The organism is Microbacterium gorillae (genome assembly GCF_050990725.1).
GTDB lineage: Bacteria > Actinomycetota > Actinomycetes > Actinomycetales > Microbacteriaceae > Microbacterium > Microbacterium gorillae_A.
Genome location: NZ_CP158844.1, coordinates 2784684 through 2805811 on the forward strand (window position 1 = coordinate 2784684; position 21128 = coordinate 2805811).

The 21128-nt window shown below is 67.3% G+C and carries 21 protein-coding genes; 5 read left to right on the forward strand and 16 right to left on the reverse strand.

Annotated features, from left to right (window positions below; translation table 11 throughout):
• Positions 1 to 144 precede the first annotated feature (144 nt).
• Entirely contained in the window at positions 145 to 1977 is a 1833-nt protein-coding gene (locus ABTV68_RS12865) for an AMP-dependent synthetase/ligase (protein WP_433674092.1), read from the forward strand.
• 56 nt (positions 1978 to 2033) lie between these two features.
• On the opposite strand, the gene ABTV68_RS12870 is transcribed toward ABTV68_RS12865, so the two are convergent.
• From ABTV68_RS12870 to ABTV68_RS12880, 3 genes are read right to left on the reverse strand one after another with little or no spacing between them, the layout of a single operon-like run.
• Positions 2034 to 2525 (reverse strand): peptide deformylase, encoded by a 492-nt coding sequence (locus ABTV68_RS12870; RefSeq protein ID WP_433674093.1) that lies wholly within the window; start codon positions 2523 to 2525, stop codon positions 2034 to 2036.
• A 1-nt stretch (position 2526) separates the two neighbouring features.
• A complete protein-coding gene (locus ABTV68_RS12875; protein ID WP_433674094.1) occupies positions 2527 to 4878 on the reverse strand; it encodes an AAA family ATPase in 2352 nt (783 codons plus the stop codon).
• Between the two features lie 48 nt (positions 4879 to 4926).
• Complete coding sequence (locus ABTV68_RS12880; protein ID WP_433674095.1) at positions 4927 to 8334, reverse strand: pyruvate carboxylase; 3408 nt, start codon at positions 8332 to 8334, stop codon at positions 4927 to 4929.
• A 72-nt stretch (positions 8335 to 8406) separates the two neighbouring features.
• On the opposite strand from ABTV68_RS12880, the gene ABTV68_RS12885 reads away from it, so the two are divergent.
• The gene (locus ABTV68_RS12885) at positions 8407 to 9225 is read left to right on the forward strand and encodes a ParA family protein (RefSeq protein WP_433674096.1); all 819 of its coding nucleotides are present in this window, start codon (positions 8407 to 8409) and stop codon (positions 9223 to 9225) included.
• A complete protein-coding gene (locus ABTV68_RS12890) occupies positions 9222 to 9731 on the forward strand; it encodes a GNAT family N-acetyltransferase (protein ID WP_433674097.1) in 510 nt (169 codons plus the stop codon). The genes ABTV68_RS12885 and ABTV68_RS12890 overlap by 4 nt, the downstream gene beginning before the upstream one ends.
• Before the next feature lie 35 nt (positions 9732 to 9766).
• On the opposite strand, the gene ABTV68_RS12895 is transcribed toward ABTV68_RS12890, so the two are convergent.
• The 6 genes from ABTV68_RS12895 to ABTV68_RS12920 form a co-directional block, all read right to left on the reverse strand.
• Entirely contained in the window at positions 9767 to 10852 is a 1086-nt protein-coding gene (locus tag ABTV68_RS12895) for a hypothetical protein (protein WP_433674098.1), read from the reverse strand.
• 5 nt (positions 10853 to 10857) lie between these two features.
• Entirely contained in the window at positions 10858 to 11253 is a 396-nt protein-coding gene (locus ABTV68_RS12900; protein WP_433674099.1) for a VOC family protein, read from the reverse strand.
• Positions 11254 to 11272: 19 nt separating this feature from the next.
• Positions 11273 to 11812, reverse strand: a complete 540-nt coding sequence (locus tag ABTV68_RS12905) for a MerR family transcriptional regulator (RefSeq protein WP_433674100.1) — start codon at positions 11810 to 11812, stop codon at positions 11273 to 11275.
• 102 nt (positions 11813 to 11914) lie between these two features.
• The gene (ftsR, locus tag ABTV68_RS12910; RefSeq protein WP_433674101.1) at positions 11915 to 12598 is read right to left on the reverse strand and encodes a transcriptional regulator FtsR; all 684 of its coding nucleotides are present in this window, start codon (positions 12596 to 12598) and stop codon (positions 11915 to 11917) included.
• Positions 12598 to 13062, reverse strand: coding sequence for an FHA domain-containing protein (locus ABTV68_RS12915; RefSeq protein WP_433677610.1), 465 nt, complete (start codon positions 13060 to 13062; stop codon positions 12598 to 12600). Before ABTV68_RS12915 ends, ftsR begins: the two co-directional genes overlap by 1 nt.
• A 123-nt stretch (positions 13063 to 13185) precedes the next feature.
• A complete protein-coding gene (locus ABTV68_RS12920; RefSeq protein WP_433674102.1) occupies positions 13186 to 13752 on the reverse strand; it encodes a TetR family transcriptional regulator in 567 nt (188 codons plus the stop codon).
• A gap of 105 nt (positions 13753 to 13857) precedes the next feature.
• Here ABTV68_RS12920 and lpdA point away from each other — a divergent pair, with 105 nt between their 5' ends.
• Entirely contained in the window at positions 13858 to 15258 is a 1401-nt protein-coding gene (gene lpdA, locus ABTV68_RS12925) for a dihydrolipoyl dehydrogenase (protein ID WP_433674103.1), read from the forward strand.
• Positions 15259 to 15321: 63 nt separating this feature from the next.
• Here the strand turns inward: lpdA and ABTV68_RS12930 are convergent, their stop codons facing one another.
• The 7 genes from ABTV68_RS12930 to ABTV68_RS12960 form a co-directional block, all read right to left on the reverse strand.
• Positions 15322 to 15711 (reverse strand): MmcQ/YjbR family DNA-binding protein, encoded by a 390-nt coding sequence (locus ABTV68_RS12930; RefSeq protein ID WP_433674104.1) that lies wholly within the window; start codon positions 15709 to 15711, stop codon positions 15322 to 15324.
• A 27-nt stretch (positions 15712 to 15738) separates the two neighbouring features.
• Complete coding sequence (locus tag ABTV68_RS12935; RefSeq protein ID WP_433674105.1) at positions 15739 to 16356, reverse strand: CYTH domain-containing protein; 618 nt, start codon at positions 16354 to 16356, stop codon at positions 15739 to 15741.
• Position 16357: 1 nt separating this feature from the next.
• Positions 16358 to 16573 carry a response regulator gene (locus tag ABTV68_RS12940; protein WP_433674106.1) on the reverse strand — a complete coding sequence of 72 codons (216 nt, stop codon included), beginning with the start codon at positions 16571 to 16573 and terminating at the stop codon, positions 16358 to 16360.
• Between the two features lie 46 nt (positions 16574 to 16619).
• Positions 16620 to 17588 (reverse strand): hypothetical protein, encoded by a 969-nt coding sequence (locus ABTV68_RS12945; protein WP_433674107.1) that lies wholly within the window; start codon positions 17586 to 17588, stop codon positions 16620 to 16622.
• A gap of 60 nt (positions 17589 to 17648) precedes the next feature.
• Positions 17649 to 18620 carry an alpha/beta hydrolase gene (locus ABTV68_RS12950; protein WP_433674108.1) on the reverse strand — a complete coding sequence of 324 codons (972 nt, stop codon included), beginning with the start codon at positions 18618 to 18620 and terminating at the stop codon, positions 17649 to 17651.
• Positions 18621 to 18750: 130 nt separating this feature from the next.
• Positions 18751 to 19338, reverse strand: a complete 588-nt coding sequence (locus ABTV68_RS12955) for a prepilin peptidase (protein ID WP_433674109.1) — start codon at positions 19336 to 19338, stop codon at positions 18751 to 18753.
• 251 nt (positions 19339 to 19589) lie between these two features.
• Complete coding sequence (locus tag ABTV68_RS12960; protein WP_433674110.1) at positions 19590 to 19898, reverse strand: DUF1905 domain-containing protein; 309 nt, start codon at positions 19896 to 19898, stop codon at positions 19590 to 19592.
• A gap of 46 nt (positions 19899 to 19944) precedes the next feature.
• Here ABTV68_RS12960 and ABTV68_RS12965 point away from each other — a divergent pair, with 46 nt between their 5' ends.
• Positions 19945 to 21090: a serine hydrolase domain-containing protein gene (locus ABTV68_RS12965; protein WP_433674111.1), complete on the forward strand. Its 1146-nt coding sequence runs from the start codon at positions 19945 to 19947 to the stop codon at positions 21088 to 21090.
• Positions 21091 to 21128: the final 38 nt, after the last annotated feature.

Below are 21128 nucleotides of genomic sequence, written 5' to 3' on the forward strand. Positions count from 1 at the left end.
GTCGTGATGACGCCGCAGAACTCCGCACGAAACCCGGTTTCGCAAATGTTGGCACTGAGTTCCAGGCCAGGGGGAACCCGTGCCCTAGAGTGGAGATACGACCACCCGGGTCGTATCCACCCGTCCGGTATCGAAGGAGCTGCCGTGGTTGCATTCGAAGTCCCAGCGATCGTTCCCGCCGCCCCGCAGGACAACATCACCGACCTGCTCGAACAGCGTGTCGCGGCGACACCCGATCGCGCACTGTTCTCCGTTCCCGAGCAGGGGCGGTGGCGAGACATCACCGCGAGGCAGTTCCGGGAACAGGTCGTCGCCCTCGCAAAGGGCTTCGTCGCCGCCGGTCTCGAGCCCGGCGACAAGGTGGGCTTCATCGCCCGCACCACCTACCAGTGGACCCTCGTCGACTTCGCGCTCTTCTACGCGGGAGCGGTGATGGTCCCGATCTACGAGACCAGCTCCCCCGCCCAGATCCAGTGGTACATGGAGGACTCGGGGGCGGTCGCGCTCATCGCGGAGAGCGGCGATCACTTCGCGCGGTTCGATGAGGTGGCCTCCGACCTGCCCAACATCCGCACGGTGTGGCAGATGCACCTGGGCGCACTCGACACCCTGGTCGCCGGCGGCACGGGAGTCGCCGATGAGGAGATCGAGCGTCGCCGTACGATCGCCAACGGCGCCGACATCGCCACGCTGATCTACACCTCCGGCTCCACCGGCCGCCCCAAGGGCTGCGTGCTCACACACAGCAACTTCGTGGAGCTGGCGCGCAATGCGGCACGTTCGCTCGACGAGGTCGTCAACATGCCGGGCGCGTCGACGGTGCTGTTCATCACGACTGCGCACGTCTTCGCGCGCTTCATCTCCATCCTGGACATCCATGCCGGTGTCCGCACCGGGCACGAGCCGGACACTCGCAACCTGGTTCCCACGCTCGGCTCGTTCAAGCCCACCTTCCTCCTCGCGGTTCCGCGCGTGTTCGAGAAGGTGTACAACTCGGCCGAGCAGAAGGCGGAGACCGGTGGCAAGGGGAAGATCTTCCGCGCTGCGGCCGCTGCCGCGATCGAGCACTCGACGCTGCTCGGCGAGGGCAAGAAGATCCCGTTCGGACTGAAGCTGCGCTTCGCGCTGTTCGACCGGCTGGTCTACTCGAAGCTGCGCGAGGCCATGGGCGGCAACGTGAAGTACGCGGTCTCCGGATCGGCACCGCTCGGCGCGCGCCTGGGACACTTCTTCCACAGTCTCGGCATCCACATCCTCGAGGGCTACGGACTCACCGAGACCACCGCTCCGGCAACGGTGAACCAGGCCACCAAGTCCAAGATCGGCACGGTCGGTCCCGCCCTTCCCGGCGTCGGCATCCGCCTCGGCGAGGACGACGAGATCCAGGTCCGCGGCATCAACGTGTTCAAGGAGTACTGGAACAACCCGGAAGCGACGGCGGCCGCCTTCGACGACGGCTGGTTCAAGACCGGCGACATCGGCTCCTTCGACACCGAGGGCTTCCTCACGATCACGGGGCGCAAGAAGGAGATCCTCGTCACGGCCGGAGGCAAGAACGTCTCCCCCGCGCCGCTCGAGGACGTCATCCGTGCGAATCCCGTCGTGGGTCAGGTCGTCGTCGTCGGCGATCAGCGTCCGTTCATCGGCGCGCTGGTCACGCTCGACCCGGAGATGCTGCCCACCTGGCTCGCCAACAACGGCCTGTCGAAGGACATGACCCTGGCGGAGGCGGCGAAGAACGAGCGCGTCATCGCCGAGGTGCAGACCGCCGTGGATCGCGCGAACAAGAACGTGTCGCGCGCCGAGTCGATCCGCAAGTTCACCATTCTCCCCACCGAGTGGACCGAAGCGAGCGGGCACCTCACGCCGAAGCTGTCGATCAAGCGCAACGTGATCATGTCGGACTTCGCATCCGACGTCGAGGAGCTCTACGCAGCTCCCGGAGCGCAGACCACGAACGTCTCCGTCGCCGGCTGATCAGCTGAACGACGAGTGGCCCGGAGGATACCCTCCGGGCCACTCGTCATCTTGGCTCAGAACCAGTCGCTCTCGCGCACCTCGCGCATCGCGATCTTGCGATCCTCGGGAGCGAGACGGGAGAGGTAGAGCATGCCGTCGAGGTGATCGGTCTCGTGCTGGAGCGCCTGGGCCATCAGTCCGGTGCCCTCCAGAACCACGCGCTCGCCGTTCAGGTCGATGCCCTCGACACGCGCATACGGGTGGCGCAGCGCCGGGTGCCAGAGCCCGGGGACCGACAGACAACCCTCTCCCGTCGGAACGGGCTCGCCGCGCACCTCGACCACGACGGGGTTCAGCACGTAGCCGACCTCCCCGTCCACGTTGTACGAGAAGGCACGCAGATTCACGCCGATCTGCGGCGCAGCGACGCCGGCGCGACCGGGCTCGCGCACAGAGTCCAGCAGGTCCTCCACCAGGGAGCGCACGCCGTCATCGATCTCGGTGATCGGCTCGCTCGGCTGACGCAGGACGGGGTCGCCGAAGAGGCGGATCGGACGAACCGCCATCTCAGGCGCTCGTTCCGCGCAGGCCGTTGACGACCAGAGCCGCGAGTTCCCGCGCGGCGACGCGGGTCTCGGGCTGCAGGTCCCGGAACGTGATCGCGCTGCCCGAGGCGATCATCGGGTCGTACGGGATACGGACGACCTCGCTGACGCGGGTGCGGAAGTGCTCCTCGACCTCGTTCATGCGCACTACAGGAGCGCCGGCGGAGGTCTGGTTGAGCACGACGATGGCACCGCGCGCGATGTCGGAGAAGCCGTTGGTCTCCAGCCAGGTGAGCGTCTCCGATGCGGCGCGAGCCTCATCCACGCTGAGCCCGGCCACGATCACTAGCTGGTCGGCCAGATCGAGGGTGGCGCCCATCACGGAGTGCACGATGCCGGTTCCGGTGTCGGTGAGCACGATGGAGTAGTACCGGCTCGCCACATCGGCGACGTGGCGGTAGTCGATGTCGCTGAAGGCCTCCGCGACGCGCGGGTCGCTGTCACTGGCGAGCACGTCCAGACGCGTCTCATCGCGCGACACGATGCTCGAGAGGTCGTTGTAGCCGCGGATCTCGTCGCGGACGCGCACCAGATCACGCACCGTCTTCGTGCTGGAGCGCGAGATGCGCTCGGCGAGGGTGCCGCGATCGGGGTTCGCGTCCACGGCTACCACGCGGTCGTCGCGGGCGTCGGCCAGCGCCATGCCGATCAGCGTGGTGACGGTGGTCTTGCCGACGCCTCCCTTACGCGAGAGCACGGGGACGAAGCGCGAGCCGCCGGCGATCGGCGCAGCGATGCGGGCGGTGAGTTCCTTGCGCTCACGCGCACGCTTGCCATCGCCGAGGTTGATGCGCTTGCCGGAAACCGTGTACACGAAGTGCTGCCAGGCACCCTCCGGTTCCGGCTTGGGCTTGCGGTGCGGGTCGAGCAGACGATCAGCAGTGAGCAGGTCCGGGGTCTCCCGGGACGCCCCCTCCCCGACCTCGCCCAGTCGGCGCGGCGCAGGCGTGGTCTCCACAGCGCCGGTACGAACGGTCACGCGTTCCAGGTCGTGGATATCGCGAGTCTCGGACACGGGGGGCTCCTCGTCGGCCTTCCGCTCAGCGGGTGCCGGATCAGTCTGAGTGGCCGTTATCGCAGCGGCCGCAGCGGCGGCGATCAGCGGGGCCTCGACGGCACTCGCGTTCTCGACCGCGGGGGTTTCGGGCGCGGGGGTTTCGGGCGCGGGGGTTTCGGGCGCGGGGGTCTCCCCCTCCGCGAGCAGGGCGTCGGCGTCGACACCGTCCGACTCGAGGTCAGCGACGTCCGCAGTCTCATGCGTGTCAACAGTCTCGTGCGTGTCGACAGTCTCTGTGTCCGCGACAGGGGCGGACGTCTCCACGTCCTCGTCGGCGGCGTCCCGATCGAACTCCTCTGAGTCGGCGGCGTCCGCGTCGGGCTCTTCGTCCTCGGCTGCGGCGGCGCGCTCGGACTCGTCTTCGTCAGACTCCCCGCCGTCAGGTCCCTCGCCTTCAGCTCCCTCGTCCTCGAACTCGCCGTCCTCAGACTCTTCCGTGTCGAAGGCGACGTCCCCGGCGTCGTCCTCCGAGGTCTCCGACCCGGAAGGCTCGTCAGACTCGTCGTCGGAGGCGATCTCATCCGAGTCCTTGCTCACCGCGGAAGCGTCTTCGGCTTCCTCATCTTCGTCGAGTTCGTCGTCGTCTTCGTCGAGCTCGTCGTCCTCGGAATCCTCGTCAGAGACGTCCTCGGCAACCGCGGTCGCGGATGCGACGTCAACGGCTTCCGGCTCGGGCTCCTCGTCGGGGTGATCGACGGGTTCGTCATCCACGGAGGTGTTGGCAGGCTCCGCCTCGCCGTCCGATTCACCCTCGGGCTCGTCGTCGAGGTCAGTCTCAGACTCCTCGGACTCGTCCGCGAAGTCATCGTCAGAGGCGTCCGCGGTCACAGGTGCGACCTCGTCCTCGTCGTCAATGATCTCGGCCTCGACGACATCGAGCTCATCATCGATGTCCACGGAAGTCGACTCGTCGGGATCGGACGTCGACTCGTCGGAAGCGGGCTCCTGCGCGAGATGCTCCGGTTCGATGTGCTCCTGCTCCGCGACGTCGTCCGCGTCGATGACGACCGCGGCGACTTCCTCCTGCTGAGCGGTGACCGTGTCACCGCTCAGCAGCGAGTCAAAGAGGATCGAGATGTCGTCATCGTCCACAACGTCGTCATCGTCCTCGTCCTCCTCGGTCGGCAGGATCACATTCACGTGCGCCGTGTTCGTGGTGAGCAGACCGAGATCCGAGGTGTCGATGGCACCGGTCTCGGCGAGAACGCCGTTCTCCGGCTCATCGGAGGGCGCGTTGATACTGGGATCAGACGTCACTGAAACATCACTTCCGTACTGCTGGCGAGGCTGTCCCGCCCACCCAGGTTACTGGGCGGGCCGGACGACGACCAAAAGATCGCCTGCTTCGACCTGCTGCGTGCCCGCGATCGCGATGCGCTCGATGACGCCGGAAACTGGCGAGGTGATCGCCGCTTCCATCTTCATCGCCTCGATCGACGCGACCGGCGCACCGGCCTCAACGGTGTCGCCCACGGCGGTCTTGATCGTCACGACACCCGAGAACGGAGCCGCGACCTGACCGGGCTTGGATGTGTCGGCCTTCTCGGCGGATCGCGCTGCCACCTCGATGCTGCGGTCGCGGACGAACACCGGACGCAGCTGGCCGTTGAGCGTGGTCATCACCGTCCGCATGCCCTTGGCATCCGCCTCGCCGATGGCCTCCAGGCCGAAGTACAGGCGCACACCGCGGTCGATCTCGACCATGTGCTCGGCGCCGGGGACCAGACCGTAGAGGTAGTCGGCGGTGTCCAGCACGGACAGGTCGCCGTAGACCTCACGGGTCTCCTCGAAGATTCGGGTGGGTGCCGGGAACAGCAGGGTGTTGAGCATCGCGCGACGCGTGGCCGAATCGCCGTTCAGCGCCGCCTCCTGCTCCGCGGTGATCGGCGTGACACCGATCTTCACGTTGCGACCGGCCAGCACCTTGCTGCGGAAGGGCTCGGGCCAGCCACCGGGAAGATCTCCCAGCTCGCCCGCCATGAAACCGACCACCGAGTCCGGAACGTCGTACTTCTCCGGGTTGGCGGCGAAGTCCGCGGGGTCTGCCTTGACCGCGGCGAGGTGCAGGGCGAGGTCGCCCACCACCTTCGACGACGGCGTCACCTTGGGCACGCGGCCCAGGATCTCGTTGGCGGCCGCGTACATGTTCTCGATGAGCTCGAAGTCGTCGGCAAGACCCAGGGCGATGGCCTGCTGGCGCAGGTTGGAGAGCTGACCACCGGGGATCTCGTGGTGGTACACACGACCTGTGGGGCCGGGCAGACCGGACTCGAACGGCGCGTACAGGTGGCGCACCGCCTCCCAGTACGGCTCCAGATCCGAGACGGCCTGCAGGTCGATGCCGGTGTCGCGTTCGGTGTGCGCGAGGGCCGCGACCAGCGCGGACATCGAGGGCTGGCTGGTGGTTCCCGACATCGGCGCCGAGGCCACATCGACCGCATCCGCACCGGCCTGCGCCGCCGCCATGAGGGTGGCGAGCTGGCCGCCCGCGGTGTCGTGCGTGTGCACGTGCACCGGGACGTCGAAGCGCTCGCGCAGCGCGGAGACGAGCTTCGCCGCGGCCGCGGGGCGCAGGAGTCCGGCCATGTCCTTGATGCCGATGATGTGGGCGCCCGCGGCGATCATCTGGTCGGCGAGGTTCAGGTAGTAGTCGAGGGTGTAGAGGTCCTCGTTCGGGTTCAGCAGGTCGCCGGTGTAGCAGAGGGCGGCCTCGGCCACCGCGGTGCCCGTGGCGACGACCGACTCGATGGCCGGACGCATCTGTTCGACGTCGTTCAGCGCATCGAAGATGCGGAAGATGTCGACACCGGTCGCGGCGGCTTCGCGAATGAAGGCGTCGGTCACCTCGGTCGGGTACGGGGTGTAGCCCACCGTGTTGCGACCACGCAGCAGCATCTGGATCGCGACGTTCGGCAGCGCCTCACGCAGCTTCGCCAGGCGCTCCCACGGATCTTCGCCGAGGAAGCGCAGCGCCACGTCGTAGGTCGCCCCGCCCCATGCTTCCACCGACAGCAGCTGCGGCAGCATCCGTGCCTCGTAGGGCGCGACGGCCAGCAGGTCCTTGGTGCGGACGCGGGTTGCCAGCAACGACTGGTGAGCGTCGCGGAACGTGGTGTCGGTCACGGCGAGTGCGGTCTGCGCCCGCAGTTCCTTCGCGAAGCCCGCAGGTCCCAGCTCCTGAAGGCGCTGGCGGGATCCCGCCGGAGCGGGCTCGGCCAGGTTGATCTTCGGCAGCTTCACGACCGGGTTCACCGACAGCGGGTTCTCGCCGTTGGGCTTGTTGACCGTGGTGTCGACCAGCCAGTTGAGCACCTTGGTGCCGCGGTCCTTCGACTCGCGACCACGCAGCAGCTGCGGACGCTCGTCGATGAAGGACGTCGATACGTCGCCGTGGACGAAGTCAGCGTCATCCAGCACGGCCTGCAGGAACGGGATGTTCGTGGAGACACCGCGGATGCGGAACTCGGCCAGCGCGCGGCGTGCGCGCGAGACGGCGGCCTCGAAGTCGCGGCCACGGCAGGTGAGCTTGGCCAGCATCGAGTCGAAGTGGGGGCTGATCTGCGAGCCTGCAGCCGTGGTTCCGCCGTCGAGGCGGATGCCGGCGCCACCGGGCGAACGGTAGGTGGTGATCTTGCCGGTGTCGGGACGGAAGCCCTGCGTCGGGTCTTCGGTGGTGATGCGGCACTGCAGGGCGGCACCGCGCAGGTGGATGTTCTCCTGCTCGAGGCCGAGCTCGGCGAGGGTCGCGCCGGCGGCGATCTTCATCTGCGTCTGGACGAGGTCGACATCGGTGACCTCCTCCGTGACGGTGTGCTCCACCTGGATGCGCGGGTTCATCTCGATGAAGACGACCTCACCGGTCCGCGGGCCCGCGGTCTCCAGAAGGAACTCGACCGTTCCGGCGTTCTGGTAGCCGATCGACTCGGCGAAGGCGACCGCGTAGCGGTGCAGGTCGTCCTTGATCTCCTGCGCGAGGTTCGGCGCGGGAGCGATCTCGATCACCTTCTGGTGACGACGCTGCACCGAGCAGTCGCGCTCGAACAGGTGCACGGTGGCACCCTGCGAGTCGGCGAGCACCTGCACCTCGACGTGGCGCGGACGAAGCACGGCCTGCTCGAGGAACATCCGAGGGTCTCCGAAGGCGGAGTCCGCCTCACGCATCGCCTCGGCCAGCGCAGGGGCCAGCTCCTCCTTGGTCTCCACGCGACGCATACCGCGTCCGCCACCGCCGGCAACAGCCTTTGCGAACAGCGGGAAGCCGATCTCGTCGGACTGCGCCACCAGCGCGTCCACATCGTCGGAGGCCTCGGTGGAGCGCAGCACCGGCACGCCGGCGGCGATCGCGTGCTCCTTGGCGGTCACCTTGTTGCCGGCCATCTCCAGCACGGACGAGGGCGGGCCGATGAAGGTGATCCCGTTGGCCGCGGCCTTCGCCGCGAGGTCGGGGTTCTCCGAGAGGAAGCCGTAGCCGGGGTAAATGGCGTCAGCGCCGGACTCAATGGCGACGCGGATGATCTCATCGACATCCAAGTAGGCGCGCACGGGGTGGCCGACGTCACCGATCTGGTACGCCTCATCCGCCTTCAGACGGTGCAGAGAGAAGCGATCCTCATACGGGAACACGGCGACGGTGCGGGCACCGACTTCATAAGCGGCGCGGAATGCGCGGATGGCGATTTCACCACGGTTGGCTACGAGGATCTTCGAGAACATGACACCTCTGTCTTCTGTGAGACGTGTGGGGGAATAGCCCTTCCACCCTACGGGACGGTAACGTGGTTGATTGTGCACGTACTCAGCGTCAGCTCTTTGAAAGGCGGAGTCGGCAAGACGACAGTGACTCTCGGACTTGCCTCCGCGGCATTCGCGCGCGGCATCCGCACACTCGTCGTGGACCTCGACCCGCAATCCGACGTCTCCACGGGGATGGACATCCAGGTGGCCGGGCGGTTGAACATCGCCGACGTCCTCGCCAACCCGAAGGAGAAGACGGTCCGCCAGGCCATCACGTCCTCGGGATGGGCCAAGGTTCACCCGGGAACCATCGACGTCCTGATCGGCAGCCCGTCCGCCATCAACTTCGACGGTCCACACCCCAGCGTGCGCGACGTCTGGAAGCTCGAGGAGGCGCTCGCCACGATCGAGGCGGACTACGACCTGGTCCTCATCGACTGCGCCCCTTCCTTGAACGCCCTCACGCGCACGGCGTGGGCGGCGTCTGACCGCGTGATCGTCGTGACCGAGCCCGGACTGTTCTCCGTCGCCGCCGCCGACCGCGCCCTGCGCGCCATCGAGGAGATCCGTCGCGGTCTCTCGCCCCGCCTGCAGCCGCTCGGAATCGTCGTCAACCGCGTTCGTCCGCAGTCGATCGAGCACCAGTTCCGCATCAAGGAGCTGCGCGACATGTTCGGCCCTCTCGTGCTCTCGCCTCAGTTGCCGGAGCGCACGTCGCTGCAGCAGGCGCAGGGTGCGGCCAAGCCCCTGCACATCTGGCCCGGCGATTCCGCCCAGGAGCTGGCCGCGGACTTCGACGCGCTGCTGGATCGGATCATGCGCTCGGGTCGTATCGCGGCTCCCGGCGACGAGGCGGCACCTTCCGCGTGAGCGGATCGGTCATTCGACTCATCGAGGTCGGCGATGCGGAAACGCTCGCCGACCTCGCCTCTTCCAACGCGGACTTCCTCGCCCCGTTCGAACCGTCACGTGCGGTGGACTGGGCGACACCGCGCCGTCAGCGTGTCTCGATCACGGCGCTGCTCGATCAGCCTGACGTCGTTCCGTTTGTGATCTTGGACGAGGATGGCCAGGTCGCGGGCCGAATCACCCTGAACACCATCCAGCGCGGTGTGGCTCAATCGGCGGCGCTCGGATACTGGGTGGACCGGGATCACAACGGACACGGGCTCGCCACGGCAGCCGTCGCGGCAGCTGTCGCGCATGCGTTCGACGTGCTCGACCTGTACCGCGTGGATGCGGCAACCCTGGTCGACAACATCCGCTCGCAGCGCGTGCTGGAGAAGAACGGATTCCAGCGCATCGGCCTCTCCCCCGCATACCTGGAGATCGCCGGTCGACGGCAGGATCACATCCTGTTCACGCGCGTGCGCTGACGCAATCGTGATCGAACCGTCACCGTCACATTTCGTCACGGAGCCGCGGGAGGGTCGTTCGCGACCGCCGGTTGCCACCCCCGGTCGTCGTCATATGTCCAGTCCTGCGGTGGTTCGTCCTCACTCAGGAGGGTGTTCGTGAGCCAGAAGGTGGCGTCGGGATCCCATCCCGCGATCACGGACGCCCGATCCTCATCCACCGTCAGTGCACGACCCGCCCCGGCCAGATAGGCGGCCACGGTGAGGTGGACCCCGTCCCACTCCTCGGCCACCGCAGCCCAGTCCGGTAGCACCCACTCGCCGACCCGACCCGTCGTGCGGAACCAGTCGTGACGACGCGACGCGGACACATCGACCGAGAACCGGCGGCAGAGGTCTACCCAATCCTTCGGGGTGCGGATCTCCAGCACGCGCGGTCCGCCGCGCACGGCAAAGGTGCGCGCGATTCTCAGCCCGTAGATGTCCTCCATCAGCGCGAGGGCGTCCGGCAGGTGGCTGACGGTATGGCGGTGCGAGGCCCCCAGCGACCACCAGGATCCCGTGATGCGGTCGGTGGGATCGGCAGGGCGCTCGCGCCGTGCGGTCTCCTCCTCTTCGATGGCGGCCTTCCGCCAGTCGCGGATACTCTCCCGGATCCCGCCAACGTCGGCGACCGTCTGGAGCGCCGTGCCATCTTCGGCACCCCACGGCGGGGCGTACTCCACAAGCCAATGCTGCGCCGGAGCCTTTGCCCACCACGCGATACCCGGACACGATGCAGCAGCCTCCGCCACCGGCTGTAGCGCCGCGATCACGCTCTCCTGGCCGGCGACGACATCGCGACCATCGGGCTCCTGCCAGTACCGCGCACTCCCGACGCTCTCTTCCAACGCACGGCCGAGAGCGGGGACGTCTACCGGCACGGGTGCCGCCGAGATCAGCTGCGCGACGTCGTCAGCGGAGAACACCGGGTCCGGTTCCGGCTCTCCTTCCCCGATGCGGATCAGCACGCCAGGATTCGAGTCATACGCGTGTCCCGCCCAGAACAGGGCGTTGCTCACCGTGTCGTCCTGAGCGGCGAGCTCCAGACACAGACGGCGCCCGCGGGGTCCGCGCAGCAGTTCCTCGGCCGTCAGTTCCATGGACGTCACCCCTTCGCCGCTGCCACGACCTCCGCCTTGAAGCCGTTCGCGTTCTCCAGCCATCCGGCATAGTGATCCGGCCCACCCGCGTACGGATAGCGATCGTGGTACAGCGGCGTCCAGCCATGGCTGGTCGCGTCCGTCATGATGCGATCCACGTCGCCACGCGCGCCGCCCAGGAAGGCAAGGTGGTTGAGACCCGGGCGACGCCGATCGTGCGCCTCATCACGGAGGTTCGGCGAGCCGGTGAACGTGAGGTACACGCCGTCAGCAGACCACGTCTCCCCCTCAGGCCACGTCGCCGTTCGCGACCAGCCCAGCACGGCCAACAGCCAGCGCCAATCCTCGAGACCGTCAGCGGTGTCCGCCACCCAGATCTCGACGTGATGGAGACCGGGCATCGCTCAGTGAGCCGTAAGCTCAGGCGGTACGCCGAGCGCGGCGAGCGGCGAGCTCGTCCACGGGGTCGGGAGCGGTGGCATCGAACTGCACGAGCGTGGACTCCACCTCGCGCAGCACCTTGCCCACGGCGATGCCGAACACGCCCTGACCGCGGCTGACCAGATCGATGACCTCGTCATTCGACGTGCAGAGATAAACCGATGCGCCATCGCTCATGAGCGTGATCCCGGCGAGATCGCGGATGCCCTGAGCGCGCAGCTGCTCGACCGCGGTACGGATCTGCTGCAGCGAGATTCCGGTGTCCAGGAGTCGCTTCACCAGCTTGAGAACCAGGATGTCGCGGAAACCGTAGAGCCGCTGCGATCCAGAACCCGACGCACCGCGCACGGTGGGCTCGACGAGCTCGGTGCGAGCCCAGTAGTCCAGCTGACGGTAGGTGATGCCTGCGGCGCGGGCGGCCTGTGCTCCGCGGTAGCCCACCTCGTTACCGAGCTCGGGCATGCCGTCGGTGAAGAGAAGCTCAGCGGAGAACTGCGCCTCGTCGCCCTCGTCGAGCATTGCCCGCACCTCCTGGTAGAAACTTTCAACTTCTACTCCAAAGTTAGAGCAGGAGTCGTCCTCTCGCCGAGACATTCGCGTGAGCGATTCGGCGTGTCGCTCTCAGGACGAGAGCATCCGCTCCAGGGCGGACTTCACGAAGATCTGTCGCACCTCATCCAAGCGCGCCGCGAGCTCCGGGGCAACCTCATCGGCTCGCGCGCGCGACGGCGCGTCGGTACGGCGAAGCAACGGGGTGAGGGCGGATTCGATGAGCGCCACCTCGCGCTCAGCCGACTGCCGAAGGCCGCGCACGTGACGCGGTTCGATGCCGTGCTGGTCCAGCGCGACCAGAGCGCGGAGCATCGTCAGCGCCTGTTCTCCGTATGAGTCACCGGCAGAGATGAGGCCGGTGCTGATCGCGTCATTGAGGAGCTGTGCACCCGAGCCGCTCGCCGCCAGCAGCTCGGCGCGGTTGTAGCGCCGGGCCGTGGAGTGGATGGTGAGCGGGACCGGAATGGCGGGCTCGCGTCCGGCGTCGATGTCGTCGAGGTAGTCGCGAATCACCTGGAGGGGCAGATAGTGGTCCCGCTGCAGCGTGAGCGCGAGCGTGAGGCGCTGCACGTCGGCGGGCGAGAACTTCCGGTACCCCTTCGGCGTGCGCGCAGGGGTGACGATGCCCTGAACCTCAAGGAATCGAAGCTTCGAGCTCGTGAGCGCCGGGAACTCCGGCGATAACCTCCGCAGCACCTGCCCGATGCCGAGGAGAGAACCGGAGGCCGCCCGTGCGTCGGCGGCGGCTGCCATCAGGCGTCGGTTCCGAGATCAGCGGGCGAGGCGAAGAAGTTGAGGCGGAACTTGCCGATGCGAACCTCGGCGCCGTTGGTCAGCACACCGCGGTCAGCACGCTCGCCGTTCAGGTAGGTGCCGTTGAGGGAGCGCTGGTCGATCATCTCGAACGTGCGTCCACTGCGGACGATCTCGGCGTGACGACGCGACACCGTCACATCGTCGAAGAAGATGTCCGCCTCCGGGTGCCGACCGATCGTGGTGACGTCGCCGTCCACGAGGTAGCGGGCACCGGCGGTGGGTCCGGAGCGAACCAGCAGGATCGCGGAGCCGGACGGCAGGGCACCGATGGCGTCGACCTCGGCCTCCGACAGCTCTGCTCCGAAGGGCACGAACGAGAGGTCGGAATCGTGACCCCCGAAAGTCTGGGTGTTGTCCGATCCCCGGTCGTACCGGTCACCCTCGCGGTGGACCTGGCTCAGGCCGTTCTCATCTGCAGACACGCTCGTCCTCCTTCGTCTGACCAGCCTATCCGAATCACCTTTATGACAGGCAATCCAGATAGCGCTATCTGAATGGTCTGTCGTGATTGACGCGATCGTCCGTCAGCTGCGGACCGTCGCCTCGATCATCGCCCGCAGCGGCGCATGCAGTGCCTCAAGCGGCATCCCTTCCGCGACCCCCACCACCGCCCGTTGCACCGCTCCCGCGAGAAGCAGCGAGACCACGGCGCGCTTCGCTGGCTCGACCTCCGCACGATCGAGCGCATCCGCGAGCAACGAGGCGGCATACTCGCGCTCCAGTGCGACCCATCGCGCACGATCGATCACCGCCGGACCGTCGACGAGCAGGATGCGCCGATGACGATGGTCCGCGCACGCGGCGACATAGGCGAGTGCTCCGCGCAGGAGCACCTCGATCGGATCGTCGATCTCCGCCGTAGCAACGGCAGCCTGCTCGGCGGCATCGGCGTGGGCGTGCTCCACGACCTCGGCGAACAGGGCCGTCTTGTCTGCCCAGTTGTGATAGACCGCTCCCCTGCTGACGCCGGCCGACCCCGCGACATCGACGACGGAGACGGCGTGAAAGCCGCGCTCGGCGAACAGCATGGCCGCCGAGGACAGCAGTGCCATCCGGGTGCGCTCGGCGGCGTCTCGTGTGGCACGAGGCATGCGGAACTCTCCCATCCGGAACGGCTTTACGTACACAGTGTACGTAAAGCTTTTGTCGTTCCACACGCGGGCAAGGTGGGCGCCGTGGAGCGCTAGGCTGGACACATGCCTCACTATGACGTCGTCATCCTCGGCGCGGGCCCCGGCGGATACGTCGCGGCCGTGCGAAGCGCTCAGCTCGGACTGTCCACCGCGATCATCGAAGAGAAGTACTGGGGAGGCGTCTGCCTCAACGTCGGGTGCATCCCGTCGAAGTCGCTTCTGAAGAACGCCGAGCTCGCCCACACGCTGAGCCACAAGCTGGACTTCTTCGGCATCTCCGGCCAGAACATCTCCATGGACTACGGCGTGGCCTGGGATCGCTCGCGCGAGGTGGCCGACGGCCGCGTCAAGGGCATTCACTATCTGATGAAGAAGAACAAGGTCGCCGAGTACGACGGCCGCGGCACCTTCGTCGACGCCAACACCATCTCGGTCGCGCTCAGCAAGGGCGGCGAGGAGACGGTCACGTTCGACAACGTGATCATCGCCACCGGCTCCACCGTGCGCCTGCTTCCGGGCGTGCAGCTCAGCGAGAACGTCGTCACGTACGAGAAGCAGATCCTCACGCGTGATGTCCCCGACTCCATCGTCATCGTCGGCGCCGGTGCCATCGGCATGGAGTTCGCCTACGTGCTCTCCAACTTCGGCGCCAAGGTCACCATCATCGAGTTCCTCGATCGCGCTCTCCCCAACGAAGATGCGGATGTCTCGAAGGAGATCCAGAAGCAGTACCGCAACTACGGGATCGACATCCTCACCTCCACCAAGGTCGAGACGATCACCGACAACGGCGGCAATGTCACGGTCACTTACACGGGCAAGGACGGCCAGGCGGGCTCCATCGACGCGTCGAAGGTTCTCATGTCGGTCGGCTTCGCCCCGAACGTCACCGGCTACGGCCTGGAGAACACCGGTGTTGCCCTCACCGAGCGCGGCGCCATCGACATCGACGACTACATGCGCACGAACGTGCCGCACATCTACGCCATCGGTGATGTGACCGCCAAGCTTCAGCTGGCGCACGTGGCCGAGGCACAGGGTGTCGTGGCCGCCGAGACCATCGGCAAGGCCGAGACCATGGCCCTGGGCGACTACCGCATGATGCCGCGCGCCACGTTCTGCCAGCCGCAGGTGGCCTCGTTCGGTCTCACCGAGCAGCAGGCGAAGGACGCGGGTCATGAGATCAAGGTGGCGACCTTCCCGTTCATGGCCAACGGCAAGGCACACGGTCTCGGCGAGCCCGTCGGCTTCGTCAAGGTCATCGCTGACGCTGAGCACCTGGAGCTGCTCGGCGCTCACATGATCGGTCCGGACGTGTCCGAGCTTCTCCCCGAGCTCACGCTCGCGCAGAAGTGGGATCTGACCGCCTGGGAGCTGGCACGCAACGTGCACACGCACCCGACGCTCTCGGAGGCTCTGCAGGAGACCTTCCACGGCCTCACCGGCCACATGATCAACTTCTGAAATACAGAGAGAATGACCCCCGAGGCGCTGCCTCGGGGGTCATTTCCTTGTTACCGCCCTGTCTCAGATCTCCGAGCGGTGCGCGAAGGTCGCGGGATCAACGGGTCGATCACGCCGAGGAATGCCCTCAAGCACCAGCAGGTAGGACTCCGTGACAAGCTCGCGGACGAGATCCGCATCGATATCGCCGCCGGCATACACCGTGATCCAGTGCTTCTTGTTCATGTGATAGCCCGCCGTGATGTCGGCGTGGGACTCCCGCAGAGCGCGTGCATCCTCCGGAGCCGACTTCAGGGTCAGACGAACGTCGCCACCGTATTCGGCGTGCAGCATGAACACCTTGCCGCGCACCTTGTAGACGTCCCGCTCCGGACCGAAGGGATGGGTCATCTCGGTGCCCGGCAGCTCATCCGCCCGGCGAGCCGCGGTCTCAAAGAGTTCTTCCGCACGCATGGCTACTCCTCCTCGCGCGCCGTCTGGTCAGTGACCGAGCGCGCGGGCGAGCTTAGATGCGGAAGATGCGGGTCGCGCGCCTGCTTGGTGAGCGAGCAGGGTGGCCGCGGCGAAGAAGTCGTCCCGCGCGCCGCGATCCACGGGAGCGGCCGATCCGAGTTCGACCTCCCACTCGCGCCACGCGCGCGCCTGGCCCGATCGGAGATCCTCCGCCTCGACATGGTCGTCCACCATCTCGGCGATGACGCCACCGTCGGCATCGCGCAGTTCGAACGCATGCCGTTCGTTACGGATGCGCGCCAGCGGAACGAGCGGCTCGTCGGTCCACTCCGCGGCCGCCTGTCGCACCGTGTCGGGGATGTCGATGCCGGGAGTGATGGGCCAGTGCAGCTCCACTCGCCCGCCGTCGACGATCGGTCCCTTCAGGTGCCAGCCCTCGTCTGGCCCTCCCGTCCGGCGGCGGATGGCGACGCCAGACTGTGCCAGTGTTCCGGAGGCGGTGTCGAGATACAGCGCATCCAGCGGCCGAATCTCGGGACCCACCACGTGACGGACACCCGGCAGCGCGCTCCAATCGGGAAGCGGAGTCGTCGTGTCCGCGTCGAAGGTGATCTCGATCTCGAAACTGCGCTGCGGACCGGTCACGTCAGTCGTCGGTGGGGTTGATCGGCTCGGTGTCCTCGACGAAGTGGAACTCCGCCGTGGTGGCACCGTCCGCGGACCCGGTGTTCTCCAGCGCGCCGGAGCGACGGTAGACCACCTGCCCTTCCGTGTACGGCAGGATCAGCTCGTCCTGGTTTGCATCGTCAAGGGGCAGGAGCTGGCCGTCGAGGGGGCCGCCGGAGAGTCGTGCAATTGCCATGGCCACATGCTACTCCCGGGGTCGGACATCGCACGGGTGATCACTCTCACGACTCGGCGAGCCTCATCAGCAATGCCGCCGCCACGTATCTCGCGCGCCCGAGCGGTGTGCGCGGGTCATAGCCCAACGTCTGAGTGAGTGCCTCGTGTCGCGCCTGGACACTGGAGTGATGCATTCCCAGCGCCGCCGAGGCGGAGCGCATGCTCTCCGCCTCGGCGAGGGCACGCAACACGTGGCGTGAGCGCTCATCCAACGCCGACAGCGCCACCACATCGGCCGGCGGGTGGTCGGGGTCGAAGGCGCGTGCGAGCAGGAGGAACGAGCCGAGCTCCGAGGCGTCGACGACGCGGTCGCGTTCGTCCGTGAGCCGCAGGGCGATGAGCGCGGTCTCCAGCGATTCCGGCGCTCGATCAGCGCGCACCACCGTTCCGAGTCCCCACGGTCCCGGTTTCTGCGGCGGCACCAGCTCGCGGTCCAGGCGCACCCGTACCAGCGCTCGGCGCGTCGGGAGGATGACGGCATCATCCGCCCCGGACAGGGCACCGGCCGGTGATGCGATCACTCGTACCAGGGCGCCGGGATCGATGCGCATTCGCGCCAGCACAGCGACGCGCTCCGCCTCCCCCATGCCGGCGTCGATGATAACTTCCACGCCACCGGGCAGGCGACGGCGTGATTCGATGAGCGCGATGCCGAGCGCCAGCCGCTCCAGGATGACATCGTCAAGCGGAGCAGGCACGCCGGGACGCTCGATCCACGCGGTCCACTCGCCGCCGTCGATGCGCGACGACGTGGTCGGTGTCTCCTCCCGTGGTGTTCGCCCGTCGGCATCTCGACGGATGGTGCGGCCGCGGACCGTTGCGCCGACGACGGCGCTCGCCATCACCGCGGCACCGCGCAGAAGCGCGTCGACAGAGGCCCCTCGGGAGATGAGCACGTCGAAGTACGAGACGATCCGCAGGCTCTCGCTCGCCTCGGGATCGATCGTTCGGAGGTTTCCGGCCAGTCGCTGCATCTGCGCTCCCTCGCGCTCGCATGCCAGTCTATCGATCCGCCATCCCTCGATTCGGGCGGATCAGGCTCCGATGAGTCGCGCCACCCAGGCGTTCCGGGCCGCCGTGGCGGCTTGCGCGAGCGCGGTGTGACCGGCCATCATGTCGAAGCCGTGGAAGCCCCCGGCCCACACGTGCAGCTCGGCCTGCATGCCATCGCGCCACAGTGCCGTGGCATAGGCGACGTCCTCGTCACGGAACACCTCGGCCGAACCGCAGTCGATGTAGGCGGAGGGAAGGCCGCCGAGATCGGTGGCGCGCGCAGGCGCGGCATAGATCGACACCTCATCGCTCCCGCGACGATCACCGAGCAGCGCAGACCAGCCGGTGATGTTGGCCGAGCGAACCCAGGTTCCGCGGTCGGGGTACTGGTGAGTGGAGGTGGTCGCGTCCCGGTCGTCGAGCATCGGGCAGATCAAGAGCTGACCGATCAGCCGCGGCCCCCGCCGATCACGCGCCAGCAGCGCCATCGCCGCGGCAAGGCCTCCGCCGGCACTTGCACCGGCGACCAGAATCCGCTCCGGATCGATCCCCAGCTCGCCTGCGTGGGCCGCTGTCCAGACGAGTGCGGCGTACGAGTCCTCGGTGGGATACGGGTCGGGATACTCCGGAGCGAGGCGGTACTCCACCGTCACGGCCACCGCGTCGTGTTCCACGATCCAGGGGATCAGCTGTTCGACGCCCAGCATTCGGTCGCCGACGATCATGCCTCCGCCATGGGTGTGGAAGATCCCGGGCCCAAGCCCGGTGTGATCTGCTCGTGCCAGCACCGTGACCTCGATCTCATCACCGTTGTGCCCCGGAATCGTGACGTCTCGGCGAGTGATCCCGGCCTGTTCGAGGGCGTCAGCGATGGGGCTCGCCCCTTCCAGGAGAACTCCCTGACGCATGAGGGCGATCGTCTCCGGCGTGACGGGCGGGAGCTGCTCCTGCATGAGGGCGAGCACGGCCTCGGACTCCGCATCGAAGGGAGGGCGGATCAGGGTATCGGACATGGGAACTCCTTTGTTCGCGGGGTGGTGCTGAACGCCGCGCGGGCGCTTCCTCATCATGAGTCGCGTTCACGGTGCACGAGAACCGCCGAATGCGGCAGACTCGACGCCCCGCGTCCGCCATGTGCGCGGCTCACGGCAGAAGCAGTCCGCACCAGCCTCCGAGGATGAGGAATGGGCCGAAGGGGACGGCCTGGGTTGTTCGTAGCCGGCCGAGCATCAGGCCGGCAAGCGCGAACACGCCGGCACTGAGGAAGGCCGCGGCGAAGCAGACCACGAGCGACTCCCACGACGCCCACGCGGCGAGTCCACCGAGCAGGCCCGCAAGCTTCACGTCGCCCCCTCCCATCCCACCCGAGCGTAGGACCGAGAGTACGAGGAAGGCGAGGAACGAGAGGAGAGCTCCCATTCCGGCCCGGAGGGCGGCAGTGCCGGTGCCGTCCTGCACCCAGGCAACGAGCACACACGTCAGCAGTGCTCCGAAGCTCGGGAGCATGAGGGCGTTGGGGAGGCGGTGCTCGGTGATATCGATCACCGTGAAAGCGGTGCCTGCCGCGGCGAAGACGACAAGCGCGGCGAGGCCCACCAGAGGAGATCCCGGAAGCGGCAGCCGATCGCGCAGCATGGCATCGAGCGCGGCGAGGAGTGCTCCGGCGCTGAGCAGCACCGTGCTGATGACGACGACGGGTCGTGGCCGCGTGCGCCTCTCGGTTCCGGTCATCTCGGGATGATAGGCGGCTGCGTCCACCCGCGTAGCCGCCTGTGGACAACGAAAATCGCCCGTCCGGAGCCGAGGGGGTCGGCATCGGACGGGCGAAGCCGGGAGGAACGATCTCGGCCTGACCGTCACTCCTGCTATCGCCTTTCGGGTGGCGACTCTCGCAGCGCAGGAGAAACGAGTACTCCTCTGAGTATGAGACTTTTCTCATGAACTTGCAAACGCTCCCAGCGTCTTCAGACGAAGCGCTCAGTTCACAGCTGAACGAGCTCGATCGCCACGCGGATCTCCGCCCCCGGCTCCAGCTTCTCAGCCGCACGCACCGCCTTCTTGACGGGAAGCACATACTTCTGGCCGACGCCTGGAACCTCCTGCTGCGGGAAGATCGAGGTGCGCCATCGTGTGGCACCGATGGTCGCCTCGACCTTGACGGCGCCGAATCCTCGTCTCATCCGAGGCATCTCGGCGATGTCTCCGCCAAGCTCGGCAGGGATCGTGACGAAGTACCAGTCTTCCGTGCGTGCCTCCCAGCGGCACAGCGGACCGTCGAACTCAAATCGCATCCTCCGATCCTGCCGCACGCCACCGACACCGACATAAGCTCGGCTCATGCGTGCAGGAGCTGTGGACAGGGCCGTCCAGGATGCGGTGGACGACGGTATTCCCGGAGTCATCGCGGGGGTGACGGGGGTTGACGGCATTCACCGTCTGATCGCCCGGGGACGGCGCAACGTGGATGATTCCGAACCCCTGGACGCGAGCGGAATCATCGCGCTGTACTCGGCGACCAAGCAGGTGACGGCCACGGCCGCCCTGCAGTGCCTCGAAGACGGGCTGTTCGAATGGGACACCCCTGTGGCCCGGTTGCTTCCGGAGATCGAGAGCATCGGCGTCCTGGAGGGCATCGACGAGGATGGAACGGCGCACACACGCCCGCCGCGCACCCCGATCACCGTGCGCGATCTGCTGCTGCACACGTCGGGATTCGGATACGACATGTTCGATGAGCGCCTCGCGCTGCTCTCCCGCTCCCGGCCGCGGACCGCCACTCCCCTGCGCGATTCGCTGTTCCAGCCCCTGCTGCACGACCCCGGCGAGCGGTGGACGTACGGCGTCTCGATGGACTGGCTCGGCCTGGCGATCGCCGCCGTGCGCGAGCAGCGACTCGAGGATGTCTTCCGCACCCGGATCTTCGAACCCTGTGGAATGACAGATACGTCTTTCGACATGCCGCCCGAGCGTGTCGCACGACTCGTGCCGGCGCATCGACGACGAAGCGACGGCTCACTGCGCCCCTCTCCCGCCCTCCCGCCGGAGGCCCCGGAGGTGGACATGGGTGGGCAGGGGCTGTTCGGGACGGTCGCGGACTATCTGGCCTTCTTGCGCGTTTGGCTCGGGGATGGCGCCGCTCCGGGAGGACGTGTCCTGCGCCCCGAGACGGTGACCTGGGCCACACAGGCGGCACCGGACGTGGTCGTGCGACCGTTCCCGTCTGCGATTCCCGCACTCACGCGACCCGTGGACTTCTTCCCCGGTCGGGCGAAGTCCTGGGCGGTATCGCTGCTGCGTCTGGAAGAGGATCTTCCCGGCCGGCGCCGAGCCGGCTCACTATCATGGGCGGGGCTGGCCAACGTGCATTTCTGGGTCGATCGCAGCAGCGGCATCGCCGCCGTCTGGAGCGCGCAGCTGCTGCCGTGGTTCGATGAGGCCGCGGAGCGAGGACTGGACGCTTTCGAGCTCGCCGTGTACTCCTGACACACATCTATCCACAGCCGGGATTCCACCGTCGGCCA

Bases quoted from the DNA above. Each gene is read 5' to 3' on its own strand.
- ABTV68_RS12870 (WP_433674093.1), bottom strand. From the start codon at position 2,525: ATGGCGGTTCGTCCGATCCGCCTCTTCGGCGACCCCGTCCTGCGTCAG.
- ABTV68_RS12880 (WP_433674095.1), bottom strand. From the start codon at position 8,334: ATGTTCTCGAAGATCCTCGTAGCCAACCGTGGTGAAATCGCCATCCGC.
- ABTV68_RS12895 (WP_433674098.1), bottom strand. From the start codon at position 10,852: ATGGAACTGACGGCCGAGGAACTGCTGCGCGGACCCCGCGGGCGCCGT.
- ABTV68_RS12900 (WP_433674099.1), bottom strand. From the start codon at position 11,253: ATGCCCGGTCTCCATCACGTCGAGATCTGGGTGGCGGACACCGCTGAC.
- ABTV68_RS12905 (WP_433674100.1), bottom strand. From the start codon at position 11,812: ATGCTCGACGAGGGCGACGAGGCGCAGTTCTCCGCTGAGCTTCTCTTC.
- ftsR (WP_433674101.1), bottom strand. From the start codon at position 12,598: ATGGCAGCCGCCGCCGACGCACGGGCGGCCTCCGGTTCTCTCCTCGGC.
- ABTV68_RS12920 (WP_433674102.1), bottom strand. From the start codon at position 13,752: ATGCCTCGTGCCACACGAGACGCCGCCGAGCGCACCCGGATGGCACTG.
- lpdA (WP_433674103.1), top strand. From the start codon at position 13,858: ATGCCTCACTATGACGTCGTCATCCTCGGCGCGGGCCCCGGCGGATAC.
- ABTV68_RS12930 (WP_433674104.1), bottom strand. From the start codon at position 15,711: ATGCGTGCGGAAGAACTCTTTGAGACCGCGGCTCGCCGGGCGGATGAG.
- ABTV68_RS12940 (WP_433674106.1), bottom strand. From the start codon at position 16,573: ATGGCAATTGCACGACTCTCCGGCGGCCCCCTCGACGGCCAGCTCCTG.
- ABTV68_RS12945 (WP_433674107.1), bottom strand. From the start codon at position 17,588: ATGCAGCGACTGGCCGGAAACCTCCGAACGATCGATCCCGAGGCGAGC.
- ABTV68_RS12950 (WP_433674108.1), bottom strand. From the start codon at position 18,620: ATGTCCGATACCCTGATCCGCCCTCCCTTCGATGCGGAGTCCGAGGCC.
- ABTV68_RS12955 (WP_433674109.1), bottom strand. From the start codon at position 19,338: ATGACCGGAACCGAGAGGCGCACGCGGCCACGACCCGTCGTCGTCATC.
- ABTV68_RS12960 (WP_433674110.1), bottom strand. From the start codon at position 19,898: ATGCGATTTGAGTTCGACGGTCCGCTGTGCCGCTGGGAGGCACGCACG.
- ABTV68_RS12965 (WP_433674111.1), top strand. From the start codon at position 19,945: ATGCGTGCAGGAGCTGTGGACAGGGCCGTCCAGGATGCGGTGGACGAC.